General features: G+C 72.5%; 23 protein-coding genes and 1 pseudogene. 23 read left to right on the top strand and 1 reads right to left on the bottom strand.

Features of this window, described 5'->3' with window-relative positions; translation table 11 throughout:
- The first annotated feature begins 33 nt into the window (after positions 1-33).
- From ACFY4B_RS03465 to ACFY4B_RS03455, 3 genes are all read left to right on the top strand, one after another.
- On the top strand, positions 34-1245 hold the full coding sequence (locus ACFY4B_RS03465) for a site-2 protease family protein (protein ID WP_049650978.1): 1212 nt from the start codon (positions 34-36) through the stop codon (positions 1243-1245).
- Positions 1246-1291: 46 nt separating this feature from the next.
- The gene (locus tag ACFY4B_RS03460; protein WP_049650977.1) at positions 1292-2251 is read left to right on the top strand and encodes a tRNA (adenine-N1)-methyltransferase; all 960 of its coding nucleotides are present in this window, start codon (positions 1292-1294) and stop codon (positions 2249-2251) included.
- Positions 2252-2380: 129 nt separating this feature from the next.
- The gene (locus ACFY4B_RS03455) at positions 2381-2992 is read left to right on the top strand and encodes a hypothetical protein (RefSeq protein ID WP_387966336.1); all 612 of its coding nucleotides are present in this window, start codon (positions 2381-2383) and stop codon (positions 2990-2992) included.
- A 12-nt stretch (positions 2993-3004) separates the two neighbouring features.
- Here the strand turns inward: ACFY4B_RS03455 and ACFY4B_RS03450 are convergent, their stop codons facing one another.
- The gene (locus ACFY4B_RS03450) at positions 3005-3307 is read right to left on the bottom strand and encodes a ferredoxin (protein WP_049651996.1); all 303 of its coding nucleotides are present in this window, start codon (positions 3305-3307) and stop codon (positions 3005-3007) included.
- A gap of 286 nt (positions 3308-3593) precedes the next feature.
- Here ACFY4B_RS03450 and arc point away from each other — a divergent pair, with 286 nt between their 5' ends.
- The 20 genes and pseudogenes from arc (at position 3594) to ACFY4B_RS03350 (ending at position 22199) form a co-directional block, all read left to right on the top strand.
- The gene (gene arc / locus ACFY4B_RS03445) at positions 3594-5360 is read left to right on the top strand and encodes a proteasome ATPase (protein WP_049651997.1); all 1767 of its coding nucleotides are present in this window, start codon (positions 3594-3596) and stop codon (positions 5358-5360) included.
- A gap of 228 nt (positions 5361-5588) precedes the next feature.
- On the top strand, positions 5589-7100 hold the full coding sequence (dop, locus tag ACFY4B_RS03440) for a depupylase/deamidase Dop (RefSeq protein ID WP_049651998.1): 1512 nt from the start codon (positions 5589-5591) through the stop codon (positions 7098-7100).
- Positions 7101-7274: 174 nt separating this feature from the next.
- The gene (locus tag ACFY4B_RS03435; RefSeq protein ID WP_049652012.1) at positions 7275-7493 is read left to right on the top strand and encodes a ubiquitin-like protein Pup; all 219 of its coding nucleotides are present in this window, start codon (positions 7275-7277) and stop codon (positions 7491-7493) included.
- 132 nt (positions 7494-7625) lie between these two features.
- Positions 7626-7703 (top strand): annotated as a pseudogene (locus ACFY4B_RS03430) (recombination endonuclease VII); the annotation flags it as partial.
- The gene (gene prcB, locus ACFY4B_RS03425) at positions 7700-8497 is read left to right on the top strand and encodes a proteasome subunit beta (RefSeq protein ID WP_369808298.1); all 798 of its coding nucleotides are present in this window, start codon (positions 7700-7702) and stop codon (positions 8495-8497) included. The pseudogene ACFY4B_RS03430 and the gene prcB, both read left to right, overlap by 4 nt.
- Before the next feature lie 31 nt (positions 8498-8528).
- Entirely contained in the window at positions 8529-9284 is a 756-nt protein-coding gene (gene prcA / locus ACFY4B_RS03420; protein ID WP_049652000.1) for a proteasome subunit alpha, read from the top strand.
- 121 nt (positions 9285-9405) lie between these two features.
- Positions 9406-10767 carry a Pup--protein ligase gene (gene pafA / locus ACFY4B_RS03415; RefSeq protein WP_049652001.1) on the top strand — a complete coding sequence of 454 codons (1362 nt, stop codon included), beginning with the start codon at positions 9406-9408 and terminating at the stop codon, positions 10765-10767.
- A gap of 123 nt (positions 10768-10890) precedes the next feature.
- Positions 10891-11880, top strand: coding sequence for an FKBP-type peptidyl-prolyl cis-trans isomerase (locus ACFY4B_RS03410; RefSeq protein WP_074002320.1), 990 nt, complete (start codon positions 10891-10893; stop codon positions 11878-11880).
- 203 nt (positions 11881-12083) lie between these two features.
- Positions 12084-13397 carry an FKBP-type peptidyl-prolyl cis-trans isomerase gene (locus ACFY4B_RS03405; RefSeq protein ID WP_049652002.1) on the top strand — a complete coding sequence of 438 codons (1314 nt, stop codon included), beginning with the start codon at positions 12084-12086 and terminating at the stop codon, positions 13395-13397.
- Between the two features lie 163 nt (positions 13398-13560).
- Positions 13561-13944 carry an FKBP-type peptidyl-prolyl cis-trans isomerase gene (locus ACFY4B_RS03400; RefSeq protein ID WP_049652003.1) on the top strand — a complete coding sequence of 128 codons (384 nt, stop codon included), beginning with the start codon at positions 13561-13563 and terminating at the stop codon, positions 13942-13944.
- Between the two features lie 177 nt (positions 13945-14121).
- On the top strand, positions 14122-15096 hold the full coding sequence (locus tag ACFY4B_RS03395; RefSeq protein ID WP_049652004.1) for a YafY family protein: 975 nt from the start codon (positions 14122-14124) through the stop codon (positions 15094-15096).
- A 26-nt stretch (positions 15097-15122) separates the two neighbouring features.
- Positions 15123-16049, top strand: a complete 927-nt coding sequence (locus ACFY4B_RS03390) for a YafY family protein (RefSeq protein ID WP_181970795.1) — start codon at positions 15123-15125, stop codon at positions 16047-16049.
- A gap of 3 nt (positions 16050-16052) precedes the next feature.
- Positions 16053-16283, top strand: coding sequence for a hypothetical protein (locus ACFY4B_RS03385; RefSeq protein ID WP_049652006.1), 231 nt, complete (start codon positions 16053-16055; stop codon positions 16281-16283).
- Positions 16284-16304: 21 nt separating this feature from the next.
- Positions 16305-16517, top strand: coding sequence for a hypothetical protein (locus tag ACFY4B_RS03380; protein WP_049652007.1), 213 nt, complete (start codon positions 16305-16307; stop codon positions 16515-16517).
- A 191-nt stretch (positions 16518-16708) separates the two neighbouring features.
- The gene (tatA, locus tag ACFY4B_RS03375) at positions 16709-17014 is read left to right on the top strand and encodes a Sec-independent protein translocase subunit TatA (RefSeq protein WP_387966335.1); all 306 of its coding nucleotides are present in this window, start codon (positions 16709-16711) and stop codon (positions 17012-17014) included.
- Positions 17015-17177: 163 nt separating this feature from the next.
- Positions 17178-18071: a twin-arginine translocase subunit TatC gene (gene tatC / locus ACFY4B_RS03370; protein ID WP_049652009.1), complete on the top strand. Its 894-nt coding sequence runs from the start codon at positions 17178-17180 to the stop codon at positions 18069-18071.
- 131 nt (positions 18072-18202) lie between these two features.
- A complete protein-coding gene (locus ACFY4B_RS03365) occupies positions 18203-19363 on the top strand; it encodes an NAD(P)/FAD-dependent oxidoreductase (protein WP_387966334.1) in 1161 nt (386 codons plus the stop codon).
- A gap of 79 nt (positions 19364-19442) precedes the next feature.
- On the top strand, positions 19443-19760 hold the full coding sequence (locus ACFY4B_RS03360; RefSeq protein ID WP_049652011.1) for a (2Fe-2S)-binding protein: 318 nt from the start codon (positions 19443-19445) through the stop codon (positions 19758-19760).
- Positions 19741-21156 carry an NAD(P)/FAD-dependent oxidoreductase gene (locus ACFY4B_RS03355; protein WP_387966333.1) on the top strand — a complete coding sequence of 472 codons (1416 nt, stop codon included), beginning with the start codon at positions 19741-19743 and terminating at the stop codon, positions 21154-21156. The genes ACFY4B_RS03360 and ACFY4B_RS03355 overlap by 20 nt, the downstream gene beginning before the upstream one ends.
- A gap of 179 nt (positions 21157-21335) precedes the next feature.
- Complete coding sequence (locus tag ACFY4B_RS03350) at positions 21336-22199, top strand: dihydrodipicolinate synthase family protein (RefSeq protein ID WP_181970794.1); 864 nt, start codon at positions 21336-21338, stop codon at positions 22197-22199.
- Positions 22200-22275: the final 76 nt, after the last annotated feature.

The raw sequence follows: 22275 nt of genomic DNA, 5'->3' as shown, positions 1-22275 counted from the left end.
GGCACGACGGGGGAGACGACCGAAGGGATCACGGTGAGCGACAGCAGGGGGCAGCAGCCCTCCGAACAGCCACCGCAGGCGGGCGACGGGCGCCCGGCCGCGCCGCCGCCCGAGCGCCGCGGCGGAATCCTGATGGGCCGGCCCTTCGGCGTGCCCATCTACGTCACCCCCTCCTGGTTCGTCATCGCCGCGCTGATCACCTGGGTGTTCGGCGGGCAGCTGGGCGACGTGCTGCCCGACCTCGGCGGCGCCCGCTACCTGGTCGCGTTCTTCTTCGCGGTCGCCTTCTACGCCTCCGTCCTGGTGCACGAGCTCGCCCACACCCTGGTCGCACTGCGGTACAAGCTCGGGGTGCGGCGGATCCAGCTCCAGTTCTTCGGCGGGGTCTCCGAGATCGAGAACGAGGCGGAGAGCCCCTGGCGGGAGTTCTGGCTGGCCTTCGTCGGCCCGCTGCTCTCGCTGCTGCTCGGCGGCGTGTTCTACCTCGGGGTGCGGGCGGTGGAGCTGTCCACCGTGCCCGGGGTGCTGCTCACCGGCCTGATGGTCTCCAACCTGGTGGTCGCCGCGTTCAACCTGCTGCCCGGCCTGCCGCTGGACGGCGGCCGGATGCTGCGCGCGGTCGTCTGGGCGATCACCGGCCGGCCGATGACCGGCACGGTGGCCGCCGCCTGGGTCGGCCGCGGGCTGGCCGTCGCCGTGCTGATCGGCCTGCCGCTGCTGAGCGCCGCCCGCGGGGTCGAGCGCACCACCACCGACACCCTGGTGGACGCGGTGCTGGCCGCGGTGCTCGCCGCGATCATCTGGAACGGCGCCACCGGCAGCCTGCGCAACGCCCGGCTCAAGGAGGTGCTGCCCTCCCTGCGGCTGCGCGAGCTGGCCCGGCGGGCCGTCGAGGTCACCGCCGACACCCCGCTCGGCGAGGCGCTGCGCCGCGCCCGCGAGGCCGGGGCCGGCGCGGTGATCGTGGTGGACGGCCGGGGCGAGCCGATCGCCCTCGTCCGGGAGTCCGCCGTCCGCTCGGTGCCCGAGCACCGCCGCCCCTGGGTGGCCGTCGGCCCGCTCGCCCGCGACCTCGAACCCGGGCTGCGGCTGGACGCCGACCTCGGCGGCGAGGACCTGCTGAGGGCCGTCCAGGCCACCCCGGCGGGGGAGTACCTGGTGGTCGAGCCGGACGGCCGGGTGTACGGCGTGGCCGCGCTCAGCGACATCGAGCAGCGGCTGACCGCCGCCGTCTCCGGCCGCTGATCATGGTGGTAAGGCGGAAGGCTCCGCTTCCCTTAGGATTGTCCGCATGTCCGAACCGACCGGTGCCGCCCGCCGACGCGGGCCCTTCCAGGTCGGGGACCAGGTCCAGCTGACCGACCCCAAGGGTCGCCACTACACGTTCACGCTCCAGGCCGGGAACCAGTTCCACACCCACAAGGGTGCGTTCCCGCACGACGAGCTGATCGGCGCCCCCGAAGGCACGGTCGTGCGCACCACGGGGAACGTCCCGTACCTCGCGCTGCGCCCCCTGCTCCCCGACTACGTCCTGTCCATGCCGCGCGGCGCCGCCGTGATCTACCCCAAGGACGCGGGGCAGATCCTGGCGATGGCCGACATCTTCGCCGGCGCCCGCGTCGTCGAGGCCGGCGTCGGCTCCGGCGCGCTCTCCACCTACCTGCTGCGCGCCGTCGGCGACACCGGCATGCTGGCCTCCTACGAGCGCCGGCAGGACTTCGCCGACATCGCCCAGGGCAACGTCGAGCGCTACTTCGGCGGCCCGCACCCGGCGTGGAAGCTCACCGTCGGCGACCTCCAGGACAACCTGGTCGAGACCGACGTCGACCGCGTCATCCTCGACATGCTGGCGCCCTGGGAGTGCCTGGACGTCGCCTCCAAGGCGCTCGTCCCCGGCGGCCTCATCTGCTGCTACGTGGCCACCACCACGCAGATGTCGAAGACCGTCGAGGCGCTGCGCGACCACGGCACCTTCACCGAGCCGCAGGCCTGGGAGACCATGGTCCGCACCTGGCACCTGGAGGGCCTGGCGGTCCGCCCGGACCACCGGATGATCGGCCACACCGGCTTCCTGCTCACCGCCCGCCGCCTGGCGGACGGCGTCGAGCCGCCGCTGCGCCGCCGCCGTCCGGCCAAGGGCGCGTACGGCGAGGACTACGACAACGGGACGCCCGAGCCCACCCTCCAGGAGCGCGCCGCCGCCCGCAAGGCCGCCCAGGCCACGGAGGCGGACCAGCCCGACCTGGGCTGAGCCCCGAACCCACCGACAAGGGGTGGTACGAGCACACCGCTCGTACCACCCCTTTCGCATTCCGCCGACCACGGTGTGGGACGATGCTGGCTCACGCCTTGGCTCTTGGAGCGCTGGAGGGGACGCCTGGTGGAGACCGCGGTCGGGACGACGGCGACGGTTGGACAGCAGACACCGCGGGGCCGTTCCGGGCCCGGGCACGCGCGCACCGTCCCCTGGCACTGGGCCGTCGCCCTGGCCGGCTGCGGCGCGGTGGTGGCGGCCGCGCTCGCGGCCTCCCCGGCGACCGGCACCCCGGTGCCCGCGCACGGCACCCCCCAGGCCCTCGCCGCGAGCGCCGCCCCCGACCCGGCCCGGGCCCAACTCCCGCTGGACTGCGGCCCGTTCCCGGTCAAGACGGCGCTCAGCGTGCCGGCCCGGCTCGGCGACGGACGCCCCGGCACGGTGGTCGCCGCGCACTGCGCCACCGAGACCGGCACCCCGCCGGACGCCGTCTACCTGCTCGGCTTCGGCCCGGGCGGGCGCCCCGAGGTGGTGGCCACCCTGCTCCCCGAGCGCGAGAACCTCACCGTGAGCCGGATCGCGGTGCGTTCGGACGGCGCCATCACCGGCCACGCGCAGGGGTATTCGAGCGAGGACGTGCCGCGGTTCCGGCCCGACATCTCGCTCGACCTCACCTGGACGCAGCGGAGCGGCGGCTGGGAACGCTCCCAGACCGCCGCCCCGCTCCACCAGGCCTGAGCCCGGCCCGTCCTACTCCGCGTCGGGGCCGTACACCTCGACCCGGTCGGCGACCCGGCGCACGTGGATGCAGTCGCCGGGGCACTCCTTCGCCGAGTCCACCACGTCCTGAAGGATCGTCAGCGGCACCGGGGCACTCTCCCCGGGCTGCTGGCGCAGCTCGTCGTCCGGCCCCTTCACGTAGGCCAGCCCGTCGATGTCGAGCTCGAAGACCTCGGGCGCGTACTGCACGCAGATGCCGTCACCGGTGCACAGATCCTGGTCGATCCACACCTCCAGCGCCTCGGCCGCCGCCGTCTGCTCGGTCACCGACATGGTCCCCTGCCGTTTCTGTCCCGGGTCGCCCCTATTCCTGGAGCAATCCCGCCATTCGTACAACGATCGGACCTCGACTTGTGGTCGCGATCGGATATCACTTCGCTCGACGATACATCTGGCCCGCTTTGGGTGGTGCGCGGTGGGTATCCCCCTTAGCAGAGGGGAAGCACGCTGGGGCGAAGATCGGACACGCCCGTTCCATCTTTCTTGATCTAGGGGTTTACGGACCCCTGGTCCCAGGTAGGGTCTGGAAGCGTCCAGCTCCCCGGAGGAGGTGAGGACCGTGGCAGCCCACGATGACGACTACAACCGCAGCACCGGCAGGCCCGCTCGTGGTTCCGACGAGGCCGCTCAGGTCTCGTACCTTGAGCAGGAAATCGCCGTGCTGCGCCGCAAGCTCGCCGACTCGCCGCGCAATTCGAGGATCCTCGAAGAGCGGATCGTCGAGCTCCAGACCAACCTGGCGGGCGTGACCGCCCAGAACGAACGGCTCGCCTCCACCCTGCGAGAGGCCCGCGACCAGATCGTGGCCCTCAAGGAGGAAGTGGACCGGCTGGCACAGCCCCCGGCCGGCTTCGGCACCTTCCTCGACGCGAACGAGGACGGCACCGCGGACATCTTCACCGGCGGGCGCAAGCTCCGCGTGAACGTCAGCCCGAGCGTCGCCCTCGACGAGGTGCGGCGCGGCCAGGAAGTGATGCTCAACGAGGCCCTCAACATCGTGGACGCGATGGCCTTCGAGAACATCGGCGAGATCGTCACCCTCAAGGAGCTCCTGGAGGACGGCGAGCGCGCCCTGGTGCTGGGGCACACCGACGAGGAGCGGGTGGTGCGCCTCGCCGAACCGCTGCGCGGGCTGACCATCCGGTCCGGGGACGCCCTGCTGCTGGAGCCCCGCTCCGGCTACGTCTTCGAGGTCGTCCCGAAGTCCGAGGTCGAGGAGCTGGTCCTCGAGGAGGTCCCGGACATCGACTACCGCCAGATCGGCGGCCTGAGCAACCAGATCGAGCTGATCCGCGACGCGGTCGAGCTGCCGTACCTGCACGCCGACCTCTTCAAGGAGTACGAGCTGCGCCCGCCCAAGGGCGTGCTGCTCTACGGCCCGCCCGGCTGCGGCAAGACGCTGATCGCCAAGGCGGTCGCCAACTCGCTGGCGAAGAAGGTGGCCGAGGTCACCGGACGCCCCCAGGGGAAGAGCTACTTCCTCAACATCAAGGGCCCCGAGCTGCTCAACAAGTACGTGGGCGAGACCGAGCGGCAGATCCGCCTGGTGTTCCAGCGGGCCCGGGAGAAGGCGGGCGAGGGCACGCCCGTCATCGTCTTCTTCGACGAGATGGAGTCGCTGTTCCGCACCCGCGGTTCCGGCGTCAGCTCGGACGTGGAGAACACCATCGTCCCGCAGCTGCTCGCCGAGATCGACGGCGTGGAGGGCCTGGAGAACGTCATCGTCATCGGCGCCTCGAACCGCGAGGACATGATCGACCCGGCGATCCTGCGGCCCGGCCGCCTGGACGTCAAGATCAAGATCGAGCGCCCGGACGCCGAGGCCGCGAAGGACATCTTCTCCAAGTACCTCAAGGACTCGCTGCCGTTCCACCCGGACGACCTCAAGGAGCACGAGGGCTCCGTCGAGGCCACGGTGGTCGCGATGATCCAGTCGGTGGTGGAGCGGATGTACTCCGAGACCGAGGAGAACCGCTTCCTGGAGGTCACCTACGCCAACGGTGACAAGGAGGTCCTGTACTTCAAGGACTTCAACTCCGGCGCGATGATCCAGAACATCGTCGACCGCGCGAAGAAGATGGCCATCAAGGACTTCCTCGACCACGGTCAGCGGGGCCTGCGCGTCTCCCACCTGCTCGCCGCCTGCGTCGACGAGTTCAAGGAGAACGAGGACCTCCCGAACACCACCAACCCGGACGACTGGGCCCGCATCTCCGGCAAGAAGGGCGAGCGGATCGTCTTCATCCGCACGCTGGTCACCGGCAAGCAGGGCGCCGAGTCCGGCCGCTCGATCGACACTGTCGCCAACACGGGGCAGTACCTGTAAGCACGCGGTTGTCCGGGCCGGCAGCGGTCCCCGGAGCTGTACGCACACCGTCCGGCTGTGGCGCCTCGCGGCCCCGCAGCCGGACGGCGCGTCTCCGGGCCCGCCGTTCGGCGCCGGGTTCTAGGCTCGACCCACCGTGCGCGGGCAGAGGCCCGGCACCGGTGTTGTTCGGCGGTACGTCAGAGTGCTCCGCCCGTCGGGGGCGGTGCACCGGGCAAGGAGGGCCGCATGACCGTACGGCGCGTGATGGGCATCGAGACGGAGTACGGGATCTCCGTGCCCGGGCACCCCAACGCCAACGCCATGCTCACCTCGTCCCAGATCGTCAACGCGTACGCGGCGGCGATGCACCGGGCACGGCGGGCCCGCTGGGACTTCGAGGAGGAGAATCCGCTGCGCGACGCACGGGGGTTCGACCTGGCCCGCGAGGTCGCGGACGCCAGCCAGCTGACCGACGAGGACATCGGCCTCGCCAACGTCATCCTCACCAACGGGGCCCGGTTCTACGTGGACCACGCTCACCCCGAGTACAGCTCGCCCGAGGTGACCAACCCGCGCGACGCCGTGCTCTGGGACAAGGCCGGCGAGCGGATCATGGCCGCCGCCGCGCAGCGCGCGCTGGAACTGCCCAACGGGCAGACCATCCACCTGTACAAGAACAACACCGACAACAAGGGCGCCTCCTACGGCACCCACGAGAACTACCTGATGAAGCGGGCGACACCGTTCGCCGACATCGTCCGCCACCTCACCCCGTTCTTCGTCTCCCGCCAGGTGGTCGCCGGCGCCGGCCGGGTCGGCATCGGCCAGGACGGCTCGGCGCACGGCTTCCAGCTCAGCCAGCGGGCGGACTACTTCGAGGTCGAGGTGGGCCTGGAGACGACGCTCAAGCGCCCGATCATCAACACCCGGGACGAACCCCACGCCGACGCCGAGAAGTACCGCCGGCTGCACGTGATCATCGGCGACGCCAACCTCTCCGAGATCTCCACCTACCTCAAGCTGGGCACCACCGCGCTGGTGCTGTCGATGATCGAGGACTCGTTCATCGCCGCCGACCTCGCCGTCGACCAGCCGGTGCGCACCCTGCACCGGGTCTCCCACGACCCGACGCTCAAGCACCTGATCACCCTGCGCAACGGGCGCAAGCTCACCGCCGTCCAGCTCCAGCTCGAGTACTTCGAGCTGGCCCGCAAGTACGTCGAGGACCGCTTCGGCACCGACGCGGACGAGCAGACGGTGGACGTGCTGACCCGCTGGGAGGACGTCCTCGGCCGGCTGGAGCGCGACCCGATGTCGCTGTCCCGGCAGCTGGACTGGGTCGCCAAGCGGGAGATCCTGGAGGGCTACCGCAGCCGGGACGCCCTGGAGTGGGACAACCCGCGGCTGCACCTGGTCGACCTCCAGTACAGCGACGTACGGCCGGAGAAGGGCCTCTACAACCGCCTGGTGGCCCGCGGGCGGTTCGAGCGGCTGCTCACCGAGGGCGAGGTCGAGCGGGCCGTCTCCAAGCCGCCGGACGACACCCGGGCGTACTTCCGCGGGCGCTGCCTGGAGCAGTACGCGGAGCACGTCGCGGCGGCCTCCTGGGACTCGGTGATCTTCGACCTGCCCGGCCGGGACTCGCTGCAGCGCGTGCCCACCCTGGAACCGCTGCGCGGGACCCGCAACCACGTCAAGGAGCTGCTGGACCGCTGCCGCACGGCCGAGGACCTGCTCCGGGTGCTGTCCGGCGGGTAACTTTTCGATCACCATGGGTGAACGTCCGCCGAATGGGAATCATCCGGGGTGGCAGCGGGTGTTGGACAGGAAGCGCCACCGGCAAACCGGGAGCGGCAGTCGCACCTTGTGTATAGGGTCGGTGCAGCAAGCAACGACCCAACCGTGCCAGACGAATCGAGCGGGGTGAGGGAAATGGCGAGCAAGGACACCGGCGGCGGCCAGCAGCGGGCGAACCGCTCCTCCGAGGAGGTCGAGGAGCAGGCCGCGGAAAGCCAGAATTCCGAGGACCTCAAGGAGCGCCAGGAAAAGCTGAGCGACGACGTCGACGCGGTTCTGGACGAAATCGACGAGGTCCTCGAGTCGAATGCCGAGGATTTCGTTCGCGGATTCGTCCAGAAGGGCGGGCAATAGCCCGGTCCGGGCATTCCGAATTCACGGTCGCGACCGATCGGGGCGGCCGGGCGGCGAACACCGCCCGGCCGTCCGGCACCGGCCCCTCCACCCGTGGACAGTGATCGTCGGGCGGGTAGGGTGCGGGCAGCGCGCGCTTCAAGCTACCTGGAAGGAATCGTGTGGAAGCCAACACTCGTGGCACCGGGCGTCTACCGGCTGCCTTCCTGACCCCGGGGTCGTCCTCGTTCCTCGACTTCCTCGCCGAGCACAAGCCGGAGATGGTCCCCGGGCTCCGGGGGCTCCCCGAGGGCGTCGTGGTCGAGGCCCCGCACGGGACCACGCTGGTGGCCGCGATCTTCGACGGCGGCGTCGTGATCGCGGGTGACCGCCGGGCGACGATGGGCAACGTGATCGCCCAGCGGGACATGGAGAAGGTCTTCCCGGCCGACGAGTACAGCGCGGTCGGCATCGCCGGCACCGCCGGCCTCGCGGTCGAGATGGTCCGGCTGTTCCAGCTGGAGCTGGAGCACTACGAGAAGATCGAGGGCGCCACGCTCTCCCTGGAGGGCAAGGCCAACCGGCTCACCACCATGATCCGGGGCAACCTGGGCATGGCGATGCAGGGCCTCGCGGTGGTGCCGCTGTTCGCCGGCTACGACCTGGACCTCGGCCGCGGCCGGATCTTCAACTACGACGTCACCGGCGGGCGGTCCGAGGAGCGCGGCTTCGCCGCCACCGGCTCGGGCTCCGTCTTCGCCCGCGGCTCGCTGAAGAAGCTCTACCGCGACGGCCTGACGGCCGACCAGGCCGCCACCCTGGTCGTCCAGGCCCTGTACGACGCGGCAGACGACGACTCCGCCACCGGCGGCCCGGACCTCGCCCGGAAGATCTTCCCGATCGTCTCGCTGATCACCGAGGACGGCTTCCGCCGGCTCACCGACGCGGAGGTGACGGAGATCGTCGTCGCCATCACCGACGAGCGCCTGGACCGGCCCAACGGCCCGCAGGCCCCGCTGATCTAGCCATCACCTCACAGGAAAGGGACGACCGCCGGTGTCGACACCGTTCTACGTCTCGCCCCAGCAGGCCATGGCGGACCGCGCGGAGTACGCCCGCAAGGGCATCGCGCGCGGCCGCAGCGTGGTCGTGCTCACCTACGCCGACGGCATCGTCTTCGTCGCGGAGAACACCTCCAGGGCGCTCCACAAGGTCTCCGAGATCTACGACAAGATCGCCTTCGCGGCGGTCGGCCGCTACAACGAGTTCGAGAACCTGCGCATCGGCGGCGTCCGCTACGCCGACCTGCGCGGCTACTCCTACGACCGGGCCGACGTCACGGCCCGCGGCCTGGCCAACGTGTACGCCCAGACCCTGGGCACCATCTTCTCCTCGGTCGGCGAGAAGCCGTACGAGGTCGAGCTGATCGTGGCCGAGGTCGGCCGCACCCCCGACAACGACCAGATCTACCGGCTCACGCCGGACGGTTCGGTCGTGGACGAGAAGAACTACGTGGTGGTCGGCGGCAACGCCGACTCGATCGGCAACTACCTGGGCCAGCGCCACCGCGCCGGCATCGGCCTCACCGAGGCGGTGAAGCTCGCCGTGGACTCGCTCGCCCGCGACCCCAACGGCGGCAGCCCGCGCGGCCTCACGCCGGAGCAGCTGGAGGTGGCGGTCCTCGACCGCCAGCGGTTCCAGCAGCGCAAGTTCAAGCGGATCCTGGGCAACCAGCTGGGCCGGCTGCTCGACGGGGACCAGTCCGCGGAAGCGGACGACGAGGACAACCCGGCGGACGGCACGCCGGTGTAGCAGTGCCTGTGGAGTCCCGGACGGCGGCCCTGCCGCCGTCGTTCGGGACTCCGGTGCCCCTGCGGCGGCCCAGTCGTCGTGGAGGCGGTTTCGGACAGCTCCGACAGAGAATGGAGTGCTCATGGACCGCCGGATTTTCGGGCTGGAGAACGAGTACGGCGTGACCTGCACGTTCCGCGGGCAGCGACGGCTGTCCCCGGACGAGGTGGCGCGGTACCTGTTCCGCCGGGTCGTCTCCTGGGGCCGCAGCAGCAACGTCTTCCTGCGCAACGGCGCCCGCCTCTACCTCGACGTCGGCTCCCACCCCGAGTACGCCACCCCCGAGTGCGACGACGTCGTCGAGCTGGTGACGCACGACAAGGCCGGTGAGCGCATCCTCGAGGGGCTCCTGGTGGACGCCGAGCGTCGGCTGCACGAGGAGGGCATCGCCGGGGACGTCTACCTCTTCAAGAACAACACCGACTCGGCCGGGAACTCCTACGGCTGCCACGAGAACTACTGCGTGGCCCGGCACGGGGAGTTCTCCCGGCTGGCCGACGTGCTGATCCCGTTCCTGGTCACCCGGCAGCTGATCTGCGGCGCGGGCAAGGTGCTCCAGACCCCGCGCGGCGCGGTGTTCTGCGTCAGCCAGCGGGCCGAGCACATCTGGGAGGGCGTCAGCTCCGCCACCACCCGCTCGCGCCCGATCATCAACACCCGGGACGAGCCGCACGCGGACGCCGAGCGCTACCGCCGGCTGCACGTGATCGTCGGCGACTCCAACATGTCGGAGACCACGACGCTGCTCAAGGTCGGCTCCACCGACCTGGTGCTGCGGATGATCGAGGCCGGCGTGGTGATGCGCGACCTCACCCTGGAGAACCCGATCCGGGCGATCCGCGAGGTCAGCCACGACCTCACCGGCACCCACCAGGTGCGGCTCGCCAACGGCCGGGAGGCCAGCGCGCTGGACATCCAGGAGGAGTACTACACCAAGGCCCTGGAGTTCGCGGACCGCAAGGGCATCAACACCGGCACCGTCGCCCGGGTCCTCGACCTGTGGGGCCGCACCCTGGAGGCCGTCCGCAGCGAGCGGCTGGACGGGGTCGCCCAGGAGATCGACTGGATCATGAAGTACAAGCTCATCGAGCGCTACCGCGAGAAGCACCAGATGAGCATGTCCAACCCGCGGGTGGCGCAGATCGACCTCGCGTACCACGACATCCACCGCCGCCGCGGCCTGTTCTACCTGCTCCAGGGCAAGGGCCAGGCGCAGCGGGTGACCACCGACCTCAAGACCTTCGAGGCCAAGTCGATCCCGCCGCAGACCACCCGGGCCCGGCTGCGCGGGGACTTCATCCGGCGGGCCCAGGAGCAGCGCCGGGACTTCACGGTCGACTGGGTGCACCTGAAGCTGAACGACCAGGCGCAGCGCACGGTGCTGTGCAAGGACCCGTTCCGTTCGGTGGACGAGCGGGTGGAGAAGCTGATCGCGGGGATGTAGCCCCCGGCCGTGTGATCAAGGCGGCGACCGGCCCCGGTGGTGTCTACCGGGGCCGGACGCGTGCCGGGCATACGCTGTCCGTCGAGTCAGGAGAGCCGACTTCGACCGACAGTTAGGACCACCGTGCGCCGCACCGCCGGTTTGCTTCTCACCCTGCCGTTGCTGCTCGCGGTCGCCTGCAGCAGCTCGCCCAAGGCGGCGGGCCCGGTGACGCCGTCTGCGGCGAGCGCCGCCCCGACGGTGCCCGCGCCGGTCGGCGAGGCGTCACCGATGCCCACTCTTTCGGGTGGCGGGTTCGGCAGCAAGGCCACCATCACCATCCCCGAGGGCCAGCAGCCCGGCGGCCAGTTCGTGGTGAACACGGTCAGCGAGGGCGACCGGGCGACCGTCAACAAGGGCGACTGGGTGACGGTCAACTACACCGCCAGGGACTGGACCACCGCCAAGGACCTGCCCAGTTCGTACGACGCCAACGGCAAGCCGCAGCTCTACCAGGCCGGCAGCGGGCAGCTGGTGCCGGCGCTGGACCAGAGCGTGATCGGCAAGAAGGTGGGCAGCCGGCTGCTGGTGGTCGCCCCGCCGGCGGCGGCCTTCGGCGAGCAGGGCTCCACCCAGCTGGGCGTCAACAAGGGCGACACCGTGGTGTTCGTGCTGGACATCATGGAGAGCCTGCCGCCGGACTCCACGCTGACCGGGGCGATGGCCGAGCCGGCCGCGACGATGCCGCAGGTCAAGGACAACGGCAAGGCGCCGGCCACGATCACGATCCCGACCGGGCAGGCCGCGCCCACCGACCTCCAGCAGGCGGTGCTGATCAAGGGCGAGGGCAAGCAGGTCAAGAGCGGGCAGACCCTGGTGGTGCAGTACACCGGGGTGCTCTGGGCCAACGGCCAGCAGTTCGACGCCTCCTGGACGCACGGCGGCGCGCAGGCGGTGCAGATCGGCACCGGCAGCGTGATCGAGGGCTGGGACAAGGGCCTGGTCGGGCAGAACGTCGGCAGCCGGGTCCTGCTGGTGGTGCCGCCGGCGCTCGGCTACCAGGACAAGGCGCAGGGCTCGGTTCCGGCGAACTCGACCCTGGTCTTCGTGATCGACATTCTCGAAGCGGTCTAGGAAGTCACCGGGGGGATTCCGTACGCTTGGGCGGACGCTCGTACAACGAAGCGTCCGCCCTCATCCTGAGCTGTCATACTGCCCACGCACTGTGGCAGGCGCCGCCCGGCGCCGAGGTCCGGGGCGGGCGGTGCGACGGCAGGCCGGCGTGCCCACGCCGGGCGCAGACCTGGAAGACCTCGTGGCGAGATGGATGGGGAGTCATGACTGAGAAGACGCCGAGCCCGGGCGGGGCCGGCACCGCGGCGAACGACAGCTCCGCGGGTGACCCGGCCGCCTCTCGTCCCGGCGGTCCGGTTGGCGGGGACCGCGAGTCGATCGTCGTCCCCCCGGCGATCCTGGCGCAGCAGGCGGGCTGGGCGCAGCCCGGCGAGGCGCCGCGCGCCGCGGGCGGGACCAAGACGGACGACGCCCCGCAGATCTTCGCCTCCAACGTGCGCAAGTCCGACACGTCGGAGGCCGGGTACGACGAGAACCCGCCCGGCGTCGGCAAGCTGGGCGTGATCCTCGGCACGGTGATCGCCCTGCTGCTGGTCGGCAGCGGCGTCACGCTGTACATGGTGAACAAGGACGGCTCCAAGGACAGCGCCGCGGCCAAGCCGGACGCGGCCAAGAGCGCGCCGCCCACGCCGACCGCCGACCCGGTGCCGCCGATCAAGGACAGCGCCAAGGTGCTGCCGACGGTCGCCGGCGACTTCGGCAAGAAGGCCGACATCCAGATCCCGGGCGAGGCCTCCGACGGCTCCTTCGTGGTGAAGGTGCTCACCGAGGGCACCGGCGCCAAGGTGGAGAAGAACTCCTGGGCCTCGGTGGACTACACCGCCAAGGACTGGAACACCGGCAAGGACATCCCGAGCTCGTACGACGCCAACGGGAAGCCGCAGATCTTCCAGGCCGGGACCGACTCGCTGATCCCGGCGCTGGACCAGGCCGTGATCGGCAAGAAGGCCGGCAGCCGGCTGCTGGTGGTGGCCCCGCCGGCCGCAGCGTTCGGCGCCCAGGGCAAGGCCGACATGTCGATCGGGCCCAAGGACGACCTGGTCTTCGTGATCGACATCCGCAACGCCAACGCGCCCGACGCCGTGGTGAGCGGTACCGTCACCCCGCCGCCCGCGGACTTCCCGCAGGTCAAGGACAACGGCAAGAAGCCGGCCGAGATCACCCCGGTCGCCGGGGCGAAGGACCCGACCGAGCTGAAGTCGCACGTCCTGATCAAGGGCACCGGGCCGAAGGTGGAGAAGGGCGAGAAGGTCGTCGTCCAGTACACCGGCGCGCTGTTCTCCAGCGGCAAGGTGTTCGACTCCTCGCTCAGCAAGGGCCAGGCGTTCACCTTCCCGGTCGGCGGCGGCCAGGTCATCCAGGGCTGGGACCAGGGCCTGGAGGGCCAGACCGTCGGCAGCCGGGTCGAGCTGGTGATCCCCGCCTCGCTGGGCTACGGCGACAAGGGCCAGGGCGACATCCCGCCCGGCGCGACGCTGGTCTTCGTGGTGGACATCCTGGACGCCGGTCAGGGCTGATCCACTTTCGGGTGACAATGGTGCACGTGTGACCTTCGGGTCCGGCCGCGTGGCCGGTCCCCAACGGGCGGCGGGCGCCCGTACCGTGGTCCGGGACGAACGGACCGGGTGCGGGCGTCCGCCGCTTGGTCGTGACAGCAGAGCGAATGTGAGAAGAGGGACTGTGAGCGTCAACCTCAACGAGAAGCCCGAGATCGACTTCCCGATCGGCGACGCCCCGACGGAGCTGCAGATCCGCGACATCGTCGTGGGCGACGGCGCGGAGGCCAAGCCGGGCCAGAACGTCAGCGTCCGGTACGTCGGTGTGACCTTCGAGACCGGCGAGGAGTTCGACGCCAGCTGGAACCGGAGCCCCAACGAGTTCCGCTTCCCGCTGGGCGGCGGCCGGGTCATCAAGGGCTGGGACCAGGGCGTCGTCGGCATGAAGGTCGGCGGCCGCCGCGAGCTGACCATCCCGTCGCGTCTGGCGTACGGCGCCCAGTCGCCGACCTCGGCGATCCCGCCGCACTCGACCCTGATCTTCGTGGTCGACCTGCTGGCCGTCTGAGCCCGCTCGTGCCGTGGGCCGGACCCCACCGGGGGCCCGGCCCACGGGCGTGTCCGGGGGCGTTCGGGGAGGCCGCTTTTGCCGTGCGTACCGCTACCGGTACGGTCGGTCCCGCCGGGTGGTGATCGCCCGGTTGGCGCACCCCGCGCGCGGCGCGGCACACCGGAAGGGTCAGCGATGGCGATCGCGAAGGCAGAGCGGCTGATGAATCTCGCCCTGTGCCTGATGAACACCAGACGTCCGCTCTCCAAGAAGGAGCTGCGGGAATCCATCGAGGCGTACCGCGAGGCCTGGCAGAACAGCAGCGAGGACGCCTTCAACCGGATGTTCGAGCGGGACAAGGACGACCTGCGCGAGCTCGGCCTGGTGATCGACGTGGACGAGAGCACCCTGGACGGCGAGCTCGGCTACCTGGCCCGCGCCGACCGCAACCGGCTGCCCGAGATCGCCCTGGACGCCGAGGAGGCGGCCGCGCTGACCCTGGCGGCCCGGGTCTGGCAGCAGGCCAAGATGTCCGGTGCGGCCAGCGGCGCCCTGCAGAAGCTGCGCGCGGCCGGGGTGCCGTTCGCCGAGGCCGAGGGCCGGACCGCCCTGGAGCCGCGCATCCCCGCCCGGGAGGCCGCGTTCGAGCCGCTGCTCACCGCCGCCCGGGACCGCCGTCCGGTCACCTTCGAGTACCGCAAGGCCGGCGCCGCCGCCGTCGAGCAGCGCAGCGTCGAGCCGTGGGCGCTGGAGTGCTGGCGCGGGCACTGGTACCTGGCCGGGTACGACCGCGACCGGGGCGACGCCCGGGTGTTCCGGCTCAGCCGGATCACCGGCCGGGTGAAGGCGAAGTCCGGGGCGTTCCTCGGCGCCGTGCCCGAGCACGTGGACGTCCGGGCCACCGTGGCGAAGTTCGCGGGCGAGGGGGCGACCGCCACCGCGACCGTCCGGGTCCGCCGGGGCGCCGGCTTCCCGCTGCGGACCAAGGCGCTGGGCAGCACCCGGGTGGACGAGCTGTGGGACGAGCTGGAGATCCCGTACGGCAACGGGCTCGGCGCGGACCTGGCCGAGTTCGGGCCGGACGTGCTGGTGCTCGGGCCGGAGGAGCTGCGGGCGGATGTGGTCGACCGGCTGCGGGCGGTCGCGGGTTTCGAAGGAGTGGGCGCGTGAGCAACGCCATCGACCAGACGCGACGGATGCTGTCGCTGGTCACCTACCTGCGCGAGCGGCCCGGGGCCGAGGTCGCCGAGGTGGCCCGGGCGTTCGGGATCAGCGAGCGCGAGCTGATCGCGGACCTCAACGTGCTGCCGATGTGCGGCACCAGCTTCCGCGGCGGCGACCTGCTCGACATCGACACCGACGGCGAGCGGATCTGGTGGCACAACGTCGACGACGTCGCCCAGCCGCTGCGGCTGGCCGCCGACGAGGCGACCGCGCTGCTGGTGGCCGCCCGCGCGGTGGCCGGACTGCCGGGCCTGCGGGCCGGGGACCGGGAGGCGCTCACCCGGGCCGTCGCCAAGATCGAGAACGCGGCGGGGGAGAGCGCCGAGGGCAGCGCCCGGGTCGGCGTGACCTTCGAGGCGGAGAGCCACGTCTTCGCCGACATCGACCGCGCGCTCAGCGAGGGCCGCCGGCTCTGGCTGCGCTACTACTCGCACGGGCGCGGCGGGATGACCGAGCGCGAGGTCGACCCGATCCGGCTGCTCACCGAGGGCCACACCTACCTCGAGGCCTGGTGCCGGACCTCCGAGGACCACCGGATGTTCCGGCTCGACCGGGTCGCCGAGATCCGCGTCCTGGACGTCCCGGCCGACCCGCCCCGGCGCGAGCCGCGCGACCTGAGCGGCGGGCTGGTCAATCCGGCGGCGGACGACCCCGAGGTGGTCGTCGAGGTCTCCTCCGGCGGCCGCTGGGTGGCCGAGTACTACACCCACGACCGGGCCGAGGAACTGCCCGACGGCGGGCTGCGGATCACCCTGCGCAGCGCCGACCCCTCCCAGCTGCGCCCGCTGGCGCTGCGGCTGGGCCGGGACGGCCGGATCGTCTCGCCGCCCGAGCTCGCCGAGCAGGCGCGCTCGGCCGCGCGGGAGGCGCTGGCCGCCTACGGGGAGGGGCGGGTCTGAGCGGTGGAACCCGGGACCAGATTCAAGGTGTACTGCTCCGAGTGCCGGGAGAAGGTGGAGCTCCCGGCCGAGGACTTCCGCCTGACCCTCGGTCGCACCCCGGCCCAGGCGCACTACAGCTTCGGCTGCCCGCGGTGCGGGGCGGCGGTGCGCAAGCCGGCCGGGGAGAAGATCGTCGAGGCGCTCACCGGGGCCGGGGTGCGCACCATGCGGCTCGTCCCGGCCGAGGGGTAGTACGCGTATAGGCTGGGGCGCATGTCCTGGATGCTCGTCGCCGCCGTCCTGCTCGCCACCGCGGGCCTGCTGGTCCTCGGGGTCCTCGCGATCCGGCTCTGGCTGGACGTGCGGGCGCTGGCCAAGGGCGTGGACGCGGCCTCGCGGGCGCTGGCCGCGGCGGCCGGGGACCTGGCGGACGCGGTGCCCGCCCAGGGCGCCCCGGCGGGGGAGCGGAGCGTCCCCGCCGCATAGCACGGTCGGGACCGCGGTGGTACGGGGGCTGCTGCGCGCGGGCGGGGGCGGGTTACGCTCTCAGTTGGCTCCTGAACCGTGTACCGGGGGCCGCTGTCCTGTTCGGGCGGCCGTCGTCGTGGCGTCATCCGCAGCGGTTACCATCCGCAGCGGACGGCCCGTCGGGCCGCCATGACTGAAGGTGGTCGCGCATGCGCATCTCGATGACCGCGATCGTGGTGATCGTGATCCTCGCCATCGTGCTGTTCGGAGCCAAGCGGCTCCCGGACCTGGCGCGCTCGCTGGGCAAGTCGATGCGGATCCTGAAGAGCGAGGCGCAGGCGATGCGCTCGGACGGCGAGTCCGAGCAGCCGTCCCGGCCCGCCCCGGCTCCGGCCCCGGTCGACGGTGCCGCGGCCAGGACCGTCCAGGCCGCTCCGGGCGCGTCGGCCACGGCCCGTCCGGTGACCGGGCCCGCCGCCGGGGCCTCCGCGCCCGACGGCGACCGCCCGCACTGAGCGCGGCGCACGTGAGGCACCTGACGCCCGCCGCGCACACCGTGTGCGCGGCGTTCGCGACCACGGAGGCCCGCCGACCGGCGGGCCCCGACGCACGAGTTGAGGACCGGGGTTGAGCAAGCTCTCCAAGGCGCCGAAGGCGTCAAAGGATCCTGAGGGGCGGATGGCCCTCGCCGACCACCTGAGGGAACTGCGCAACCGCGTGGTCAAGTCGGTCCTGGCGATCGTGCTGATCACCATCGTGGCGGCGGTCTACCACAAGCAGATCGAGGACTTCCTGCTGCAGCCGCTGCCGCGGTGCGAAACCCTGGAGCTGGCCAAGCACTACCACGGCAAGTGCGCCCAGGTCTCCAACATCGGTCTGACCGCCGGTTTCACCTGGATGCTGAAGGTGGCCCTGACGGCGGGCGTGGTCGGGACCGTGCCGATCTGGCTCTACCAGGTCTGGGCCTTCGTGGCGCCGGGCCTGCACAGGCACGAGAAGAAGTACACGGTCGTCTTCCTGATCTGCGGGACGCCGCTGTTCCTGGCCGGTGTGGCCGTGGCCATCCTGGTGCTGCCGACCACGGTCGACGTGCTGCTCTCGTTCACCCCGAACGACACCACGCCGATCCTGCCGCCCGAGGACTACTTCGACATCGCCACCCGGATGGTGCTGGTCTTCGGCCTGGCCTTCGAGTTCCCGCTGCTGCTGGTGATGCTGAACATGGTCGGCGTGGTCGGCGGCAAGCGGCTGCTGGGCTGGTGGCGCGGCATGGTCATGGGCATCACGGTGTTCGCGGCCTTCGCCACGCCGAGCGCCGACCCGCTGAGCATGCTGGCGCTGGCCGCGCCGATCTGGGCGCTGTACTTCATCGCGGTGGCGATCGCGATCTTCAACGACAAGCGCAAGGCGCGCCGCAACCCGGACTCCGGGCTGGACGACGAGGAGGCCTCGCACCTGGACCTCTCGGTGCAGCCGGTGGCCGGTGCGGAGTCCGTCCAGGCCTCGGCGGCCCCGGCGGCCGGCGCCTCGGTGCCGGCGTCCCGCCGCGAGGAGATGGACGACATCACGTGAGTCGGTAGGGCCTGAGGGAGCCCCGGTCCGCCGCTGCCGAGCGGTGGGCCGGGGCTTTCCGCTGGTCGGGGCGGTTCCGGGTTTCGGCGGGTGGTCTTGGCAGCTCGCATGGCATGTGACATATTACTGGCGTGCTGAAGACCGAGACACCTCCCCTGGACGTGGTCGTGGTCGGCGCCGGTGTGGTCGGCGCCGCCTGCGCCTACTACGCCGCCCGCGCCGGGCTCGCCGTCGCCGTCGTGGACCGCGGGCCCGTGGCCGGCGGCACCACCGGCGCGGGCGAGGGCAACCTGCTGGTCTCCGACAAGGAGCCCGGCCCCGAACTCGACCTCGCCCTGCTCAGCACCCGGCTCTGGCGCGACCTCGCCGAGCGGCTCGGCCCGGCGATCGAGTACGAGCCCAAGGGCGGCGTGGTGGTCGCCTCCACCGCCGCCGGGCAGGACGCGCTGCGGGCCTTCGCCGACGGGCAGCGCGCCGTCGGGGTCGAGGCCGAGGAGGTGCCCGGCGAGCGGCTGCGCGAACTGGAGCCGCACCTGGCCGAGGGCCTGGCCGGCGGCTTCCACTACCCGCAGGACGCCCAGGTCCAGCCCGCCCTCGCCGCCGCCCACCTGCTGCGCGAGGCCCGCCGGATGGGCACCGAGCTGATCACCGGGGAGAGCGTCACCGCCGTCGACCGGGGCCCGGACGGCGCCGTGCGCGGTGTACGGACCGACCGGCGGCACCTGGCCGCCCCCGCCGTGGTGAACGCGGCCGGCACCTGGGGCGGCGAGGTGGCCGCGCTGGCCGGGGTGCACCTGCCGGTGCTGCCCCGCCGCGGTTTCGTGCTGGTCACCGAGCCGCTGCCGCGGGTCGTGCGGCACAAGGTCTACGCCGCCGACTACGTGGCCAACGTGGCCAGCGGATCGGCCGGGCTGGAGACCTCCGCCGTGATCGAGGGCACCCCGGGCGGGCCGGTGCTGATCGGCGCCAGCCGTGAGCGGGTCGGCTTCGACCGCACGCTCTCCCAGGAGGTGCTGAGCCGGCTCGCCGCCCAGGCCGCCGCCCTCTTCCCGGTGCTCGCCGACGTCACCGTGCTGCGCGCCTACCGGGGCTTCCGCCCGTACCTGCCGGACCACCTGCCGGCCATCGGCGCGGACCCCCGGGTGCCCGGGCTGTACCACGCCTGCGGGCACGAGGGGGCCGGCATCGGGCTGGCCCCGGCGACCGGGCTGCTGATCAGCGAGCAGCTCACCGGCAAGCAGCCGGAGCTGGACCTCGCGCCGTTCCGGGCGGACCGCTTCCCGGCCGAGTGACGGCGTGACGGCCCGGCCGCCTGCGACCGAGGCCTGTGTGAGATTCCTTCCTGGACCCGTGAGATTGGAGAGGCCGCCGATGCGCCGCCGCACCCCCGCCGGGCTGGTCGAGGCCGAGCCCGGGCCCGCCCACCACATCGAGTTCGACGGGCGGCCCGTCCCCGCGCTGCCCGGGCAGTCGATCGCCGCCGCGCTCTGGGCCGACGGCGTGCTCGCCTGGCGCACCACCCGGGTCGGCGGGAAGCCGCGCGGGGCGTTCTGCGGGATCGGCGCCTGCTTCGACTGCCTGGCCACCGTGGACGGCCGCCCCAACCAGCGCACCTGCCTGCTGCCCGCCGAGCCCGGCACCACCGTCACCACCCAGGAGGGCCACGGCCGTGCCGACCTCGCCGTCTGAACCCCTCGACGCCCCGCCGTACGACCTCGTGGTGGTCGGCGCCGGCCCGGCCGGGCTGGCCGCCGCCGTCACCGCCGCCGACCTCGGGCTGCGCTGCGCCCTGCTGGACGGCGGGCAGAGCACCGGCGGGCAGTACTACCGCCACCCGGCGCCCGGCCTCGGCGCGGCCCGGCCGGACCGGCTGCACCACCACTGGTCCGCCTACACCGGGCTGGCCGACCGGCTCGACGCGCACGGGCGCGCCGGGCGGGCCGACTTCCGGGCCGGGCACCAGGTCTGGGCGCTGGAGCGCACCGGGGACGGCTTCGCGGTGCACGTCACCCGCGGACCGGAGAGCGCCGACCGGGCCACCGTCCTGACCCGGTCGGTGCTGCTCGCCACCGGCGCGTACGAGCGGCAGCTGCCGTTCCCCGGCTGGACCCTGCCCGGGGTGGTCACGGCGGGCGGCGCCCAGGCCATGCTCAAGGCCGGCCTGGTGCTGCCCGGGAAGCGGATCGTGGTGGCCGGCAGCGGCCCGCTGCTGCTCGCGGCGGCCTCCTCGCTGGTCACCGCCGGGGCCGAGGTGCCCGCCGTGGTCGAGGCCACCGCCTACCTCGGGTACGCGCGGCGCCCCGGCGTGCTGGCGGCCGTCCCCGGCAAGCTGGTCGAGGGCGCCGGGCACGGCGGTGCGCTGCTGCGGCACGGCGTACGGCTGCGCCCGCGCAGCGCGGTGGTCGAGGCGCACGGGACGGACCGGGTCACCGGCGTCACGGTGGCCCGGCTGGACGCCGACTGGCGGCCGGTGCCCGGCACCGGGCGGCGGATCGACTGCGACGCGCTCGCCGTCGGCCACGGCCTGCTGCCGCAGATCGACCTGGCCACCGAGCTCGGCGCGCGGACCGTGACCGGGCCGGACGGCGCGGTCGCGCTGGAGGTCGACGCCCGGCTGCGCACCAGCGTGCCCGGCCTCTGGTCGGCGGGGGAGACCAACGGCGTCGGCGGCGCGGACCTCGCGCTCGCCGAGGGCGAGCTGGCCGCGCACGCGGTGGCCGGGGAGCGGCCCGCGGCCGCGCTGCTGCGCCGCCGCTCCCGGCTGCGGGCCTTCGCCGACCTGATGGCCGCCGCGCACCGGCCGGGCCCCGGCTGGACCGGATGGCTGCGTCCGGACACCGACGTCTGCCGGTGCGAGGAGGTGCCGGTGGCGGCGATCCGGGAGGCCGTCGAGGACCTGGGCGCGGGCGATCCGCGCACCGTGAAGCTGCTCACCCGGGCCGGGATGGGCTGGTGCCAGGGCCGGATGTGCGGTCCGGCCGTGGCCTGCCTGGCCGGCCCGGGTGAGCCGGGGCCGGACCGGCGGCCGCTGGGCTGCCCGGTGCCGCTCTCCCAGCTGGCGGCGGGGCCGAACCCGGAGGCGTAGGGCGTGCCCGACCGCTCGCGTCGGGCGGGAACGGTCGGGCACGCCCCCGGGGTCCGTCGTCGAAGGACGGGCCGGGGACCTTGTCTCCGGCTCGTCCACTCTAGTAAAATGTCACACCTCATCAAGGAGCTCATGTGTCCATCACCCAGCACGACAGCACCCGTCCCTGGCGCGGCATCATGGTCGCCACCACGCTTCCGCTGCGCCCGGACCACTCCGTCGACTACGACGCCTACGCCGAGCACGTCCGCTGGCTGATCGACTCCGGCTGCGAGGGCGTCGTCCCCAACGGCTCGCTGGGCGAGTACCAGACGCTCACCGCCGAGGAGCGCGCCAAGGTCGTCGAGGTCGCCATCGAGGCGGCCGGCGACGGCTCCCGGGTGATGCCCGGCGTGGCCGCCTACGGCAGCGCCGAGTCCCGCCGCTGGGCCGAGCAGGCCGCCGAGGCCGGCGCCGGCTCCGTCCTGCTGCTGCCGCCGAACGCCTACCGGGCCGACCACGCCTCGGTGCGCGCCCACTACGCCGAGGTCGCCAAGGCCGGGCTGCCGATCGTGGCGTACAACAACCCGATCGACACCAAGGTCGACCTCGTCCCCGCGCTGCTCGCCCAGCTGCACGCCGAGGGCTCGATCGTCGCGGTCAAGGAGTTCAGCGGCGACGTCCGCCGGGCGTACGAGATCGCCGAGCTGGCCCCCGGGCTGGACCTGCTGATCGGCGCCGACGACGTGCTGCTGGAGCTGGCGCTCGCGGGCGCGGTCGGCTGGATCGCCGGCTACCCGAACGCCCTGCCGGCCGCCTCGGTCGCGCTCTACGACGCCGCCGTCTCCAAGGACCTGGAGAACGCGCTGCCGCTGTACAAGTCGCTGCACTCGCTGCTGCGCTGGGACTCCAAGACCGAGTTCGTCCAGGCCATCAAGCTCTCGATGGACATCGCCGGGCGCCCCGGCGGCCCGGTGCGCGCCCCGCGCCTGCCGCTCGTCCCGGAGATCGAGGAGGCCGTCCGCGCGGCCACCGAGAAGGCGCTGGCCGACGGCCTGGTCTGACACCGGAGCGATCCCGGGCCTCCGGGCCGGCTGCGGCGGCAGTCGGCCCGGCCTACCCACCAACCATCCGAACCTG

Source organism: Kitasatospora sp. NPDC001261 (assembly GCF_042896795.1).
Taxonomy (GTDB): Bacteria; Actinomycetota; Actinomycetes; order Streptomycetales; family Streptomycetaceae; genus Kitasatospora.
The sequence above is the reverse complement of the archived record's forward strand: the minus strand, read 5'-3'. Positions and strand labels throughout refer to the sequence as shown.

Coding starts and splice junctions, on each gene's coding strand:
- ACFY4B_RS03390 (WP_181970795.1), top strand. CDS start 15,123: ATGCTGTCGCTGGTCACCTACCTGCGCGAGCGGCCCGGGGCCGAGGTC.
- ACFY4B_RS03350 (WP_181970794.1), top strand. CDS start 21,336: ATGGTCGCCACCACGCTTCCGCTGCGCCCGGACCACTCCGTCGACTAC.
- ACFY4B_RS03360 (WP_049652011.1), top strand. CDS start 19,443: ATGCGCCGCCGCACCCCCGCCGGGCTGGTCGAGGCCGAGCCCGGGCCC.
- ACFY4B_RS03460 (WP_049650977.1), top strand. CDS start 1,292: ATGTCCGAACCGACCGGTGCCGCCCGCCGACGCGGGCCCTTCCAGGTC.
- ACFY4B_RS03395 (WP_049652004.1), top strand. CDS start 14,122: ATGGCGATCGCGAAGGCAGAGCGGCTGATGAATCTCGCCCTGTGCCTG.
- ACFY4B_RS03435 (WP_049652012.1), top strand. CDS start 7,275: ATGGCGAGCAAGGACACCGGCGGCGGCCAGCAGCGGGCGAACCGCTCC.
- tatC (WP_049652009.1), top strand. CDS start 17,178: ATGGCCCTCGCCGACCACCTGAGGGAACTGCGCAACCGCGTGGTCAAG.
- pafA (WP_049652001.1), top strand. CDS start 9,406: ATGGACCGCCGGATTTTCGGGCTGGAGAACGAGTACGGCGTGACCTGC.
- ACFY4B_RS03380 (WP_049652007.1), top strand. CDS start 16,305: ATGTCCTGGATGCTCGTCGCCGCCGTCCTGCTCGCCACCGCGGGCCTG.
- ACFY4B_RS03450 (WP_049651996.1), bottom strand. CDS start 3,307: ATGTCGGTGACCGAGCAGACGGCGGCGGCCGAGGCGCTGGAGGTGTGG.
- ACFY4B_RS03405 (WP_049652002.1), top strand. CDS start 12,084: ATGACTGAGAAGACGCCGAGCCCGGGCGGGGCCGGCACCGCGGCGAAC.
- tatA (WP_387966335.1), top strand. CDS start 16,709: ATGCGCATCTCGATGACCGCGATCGTGGTGATCGTGATCCTCGCCATC.
- dop (WP_049651998.1), top strand. CDS start 5,589: ATGACCGTACGGCGCGTGATGGGCATCGAGACGGAGTACGGGATCTCC.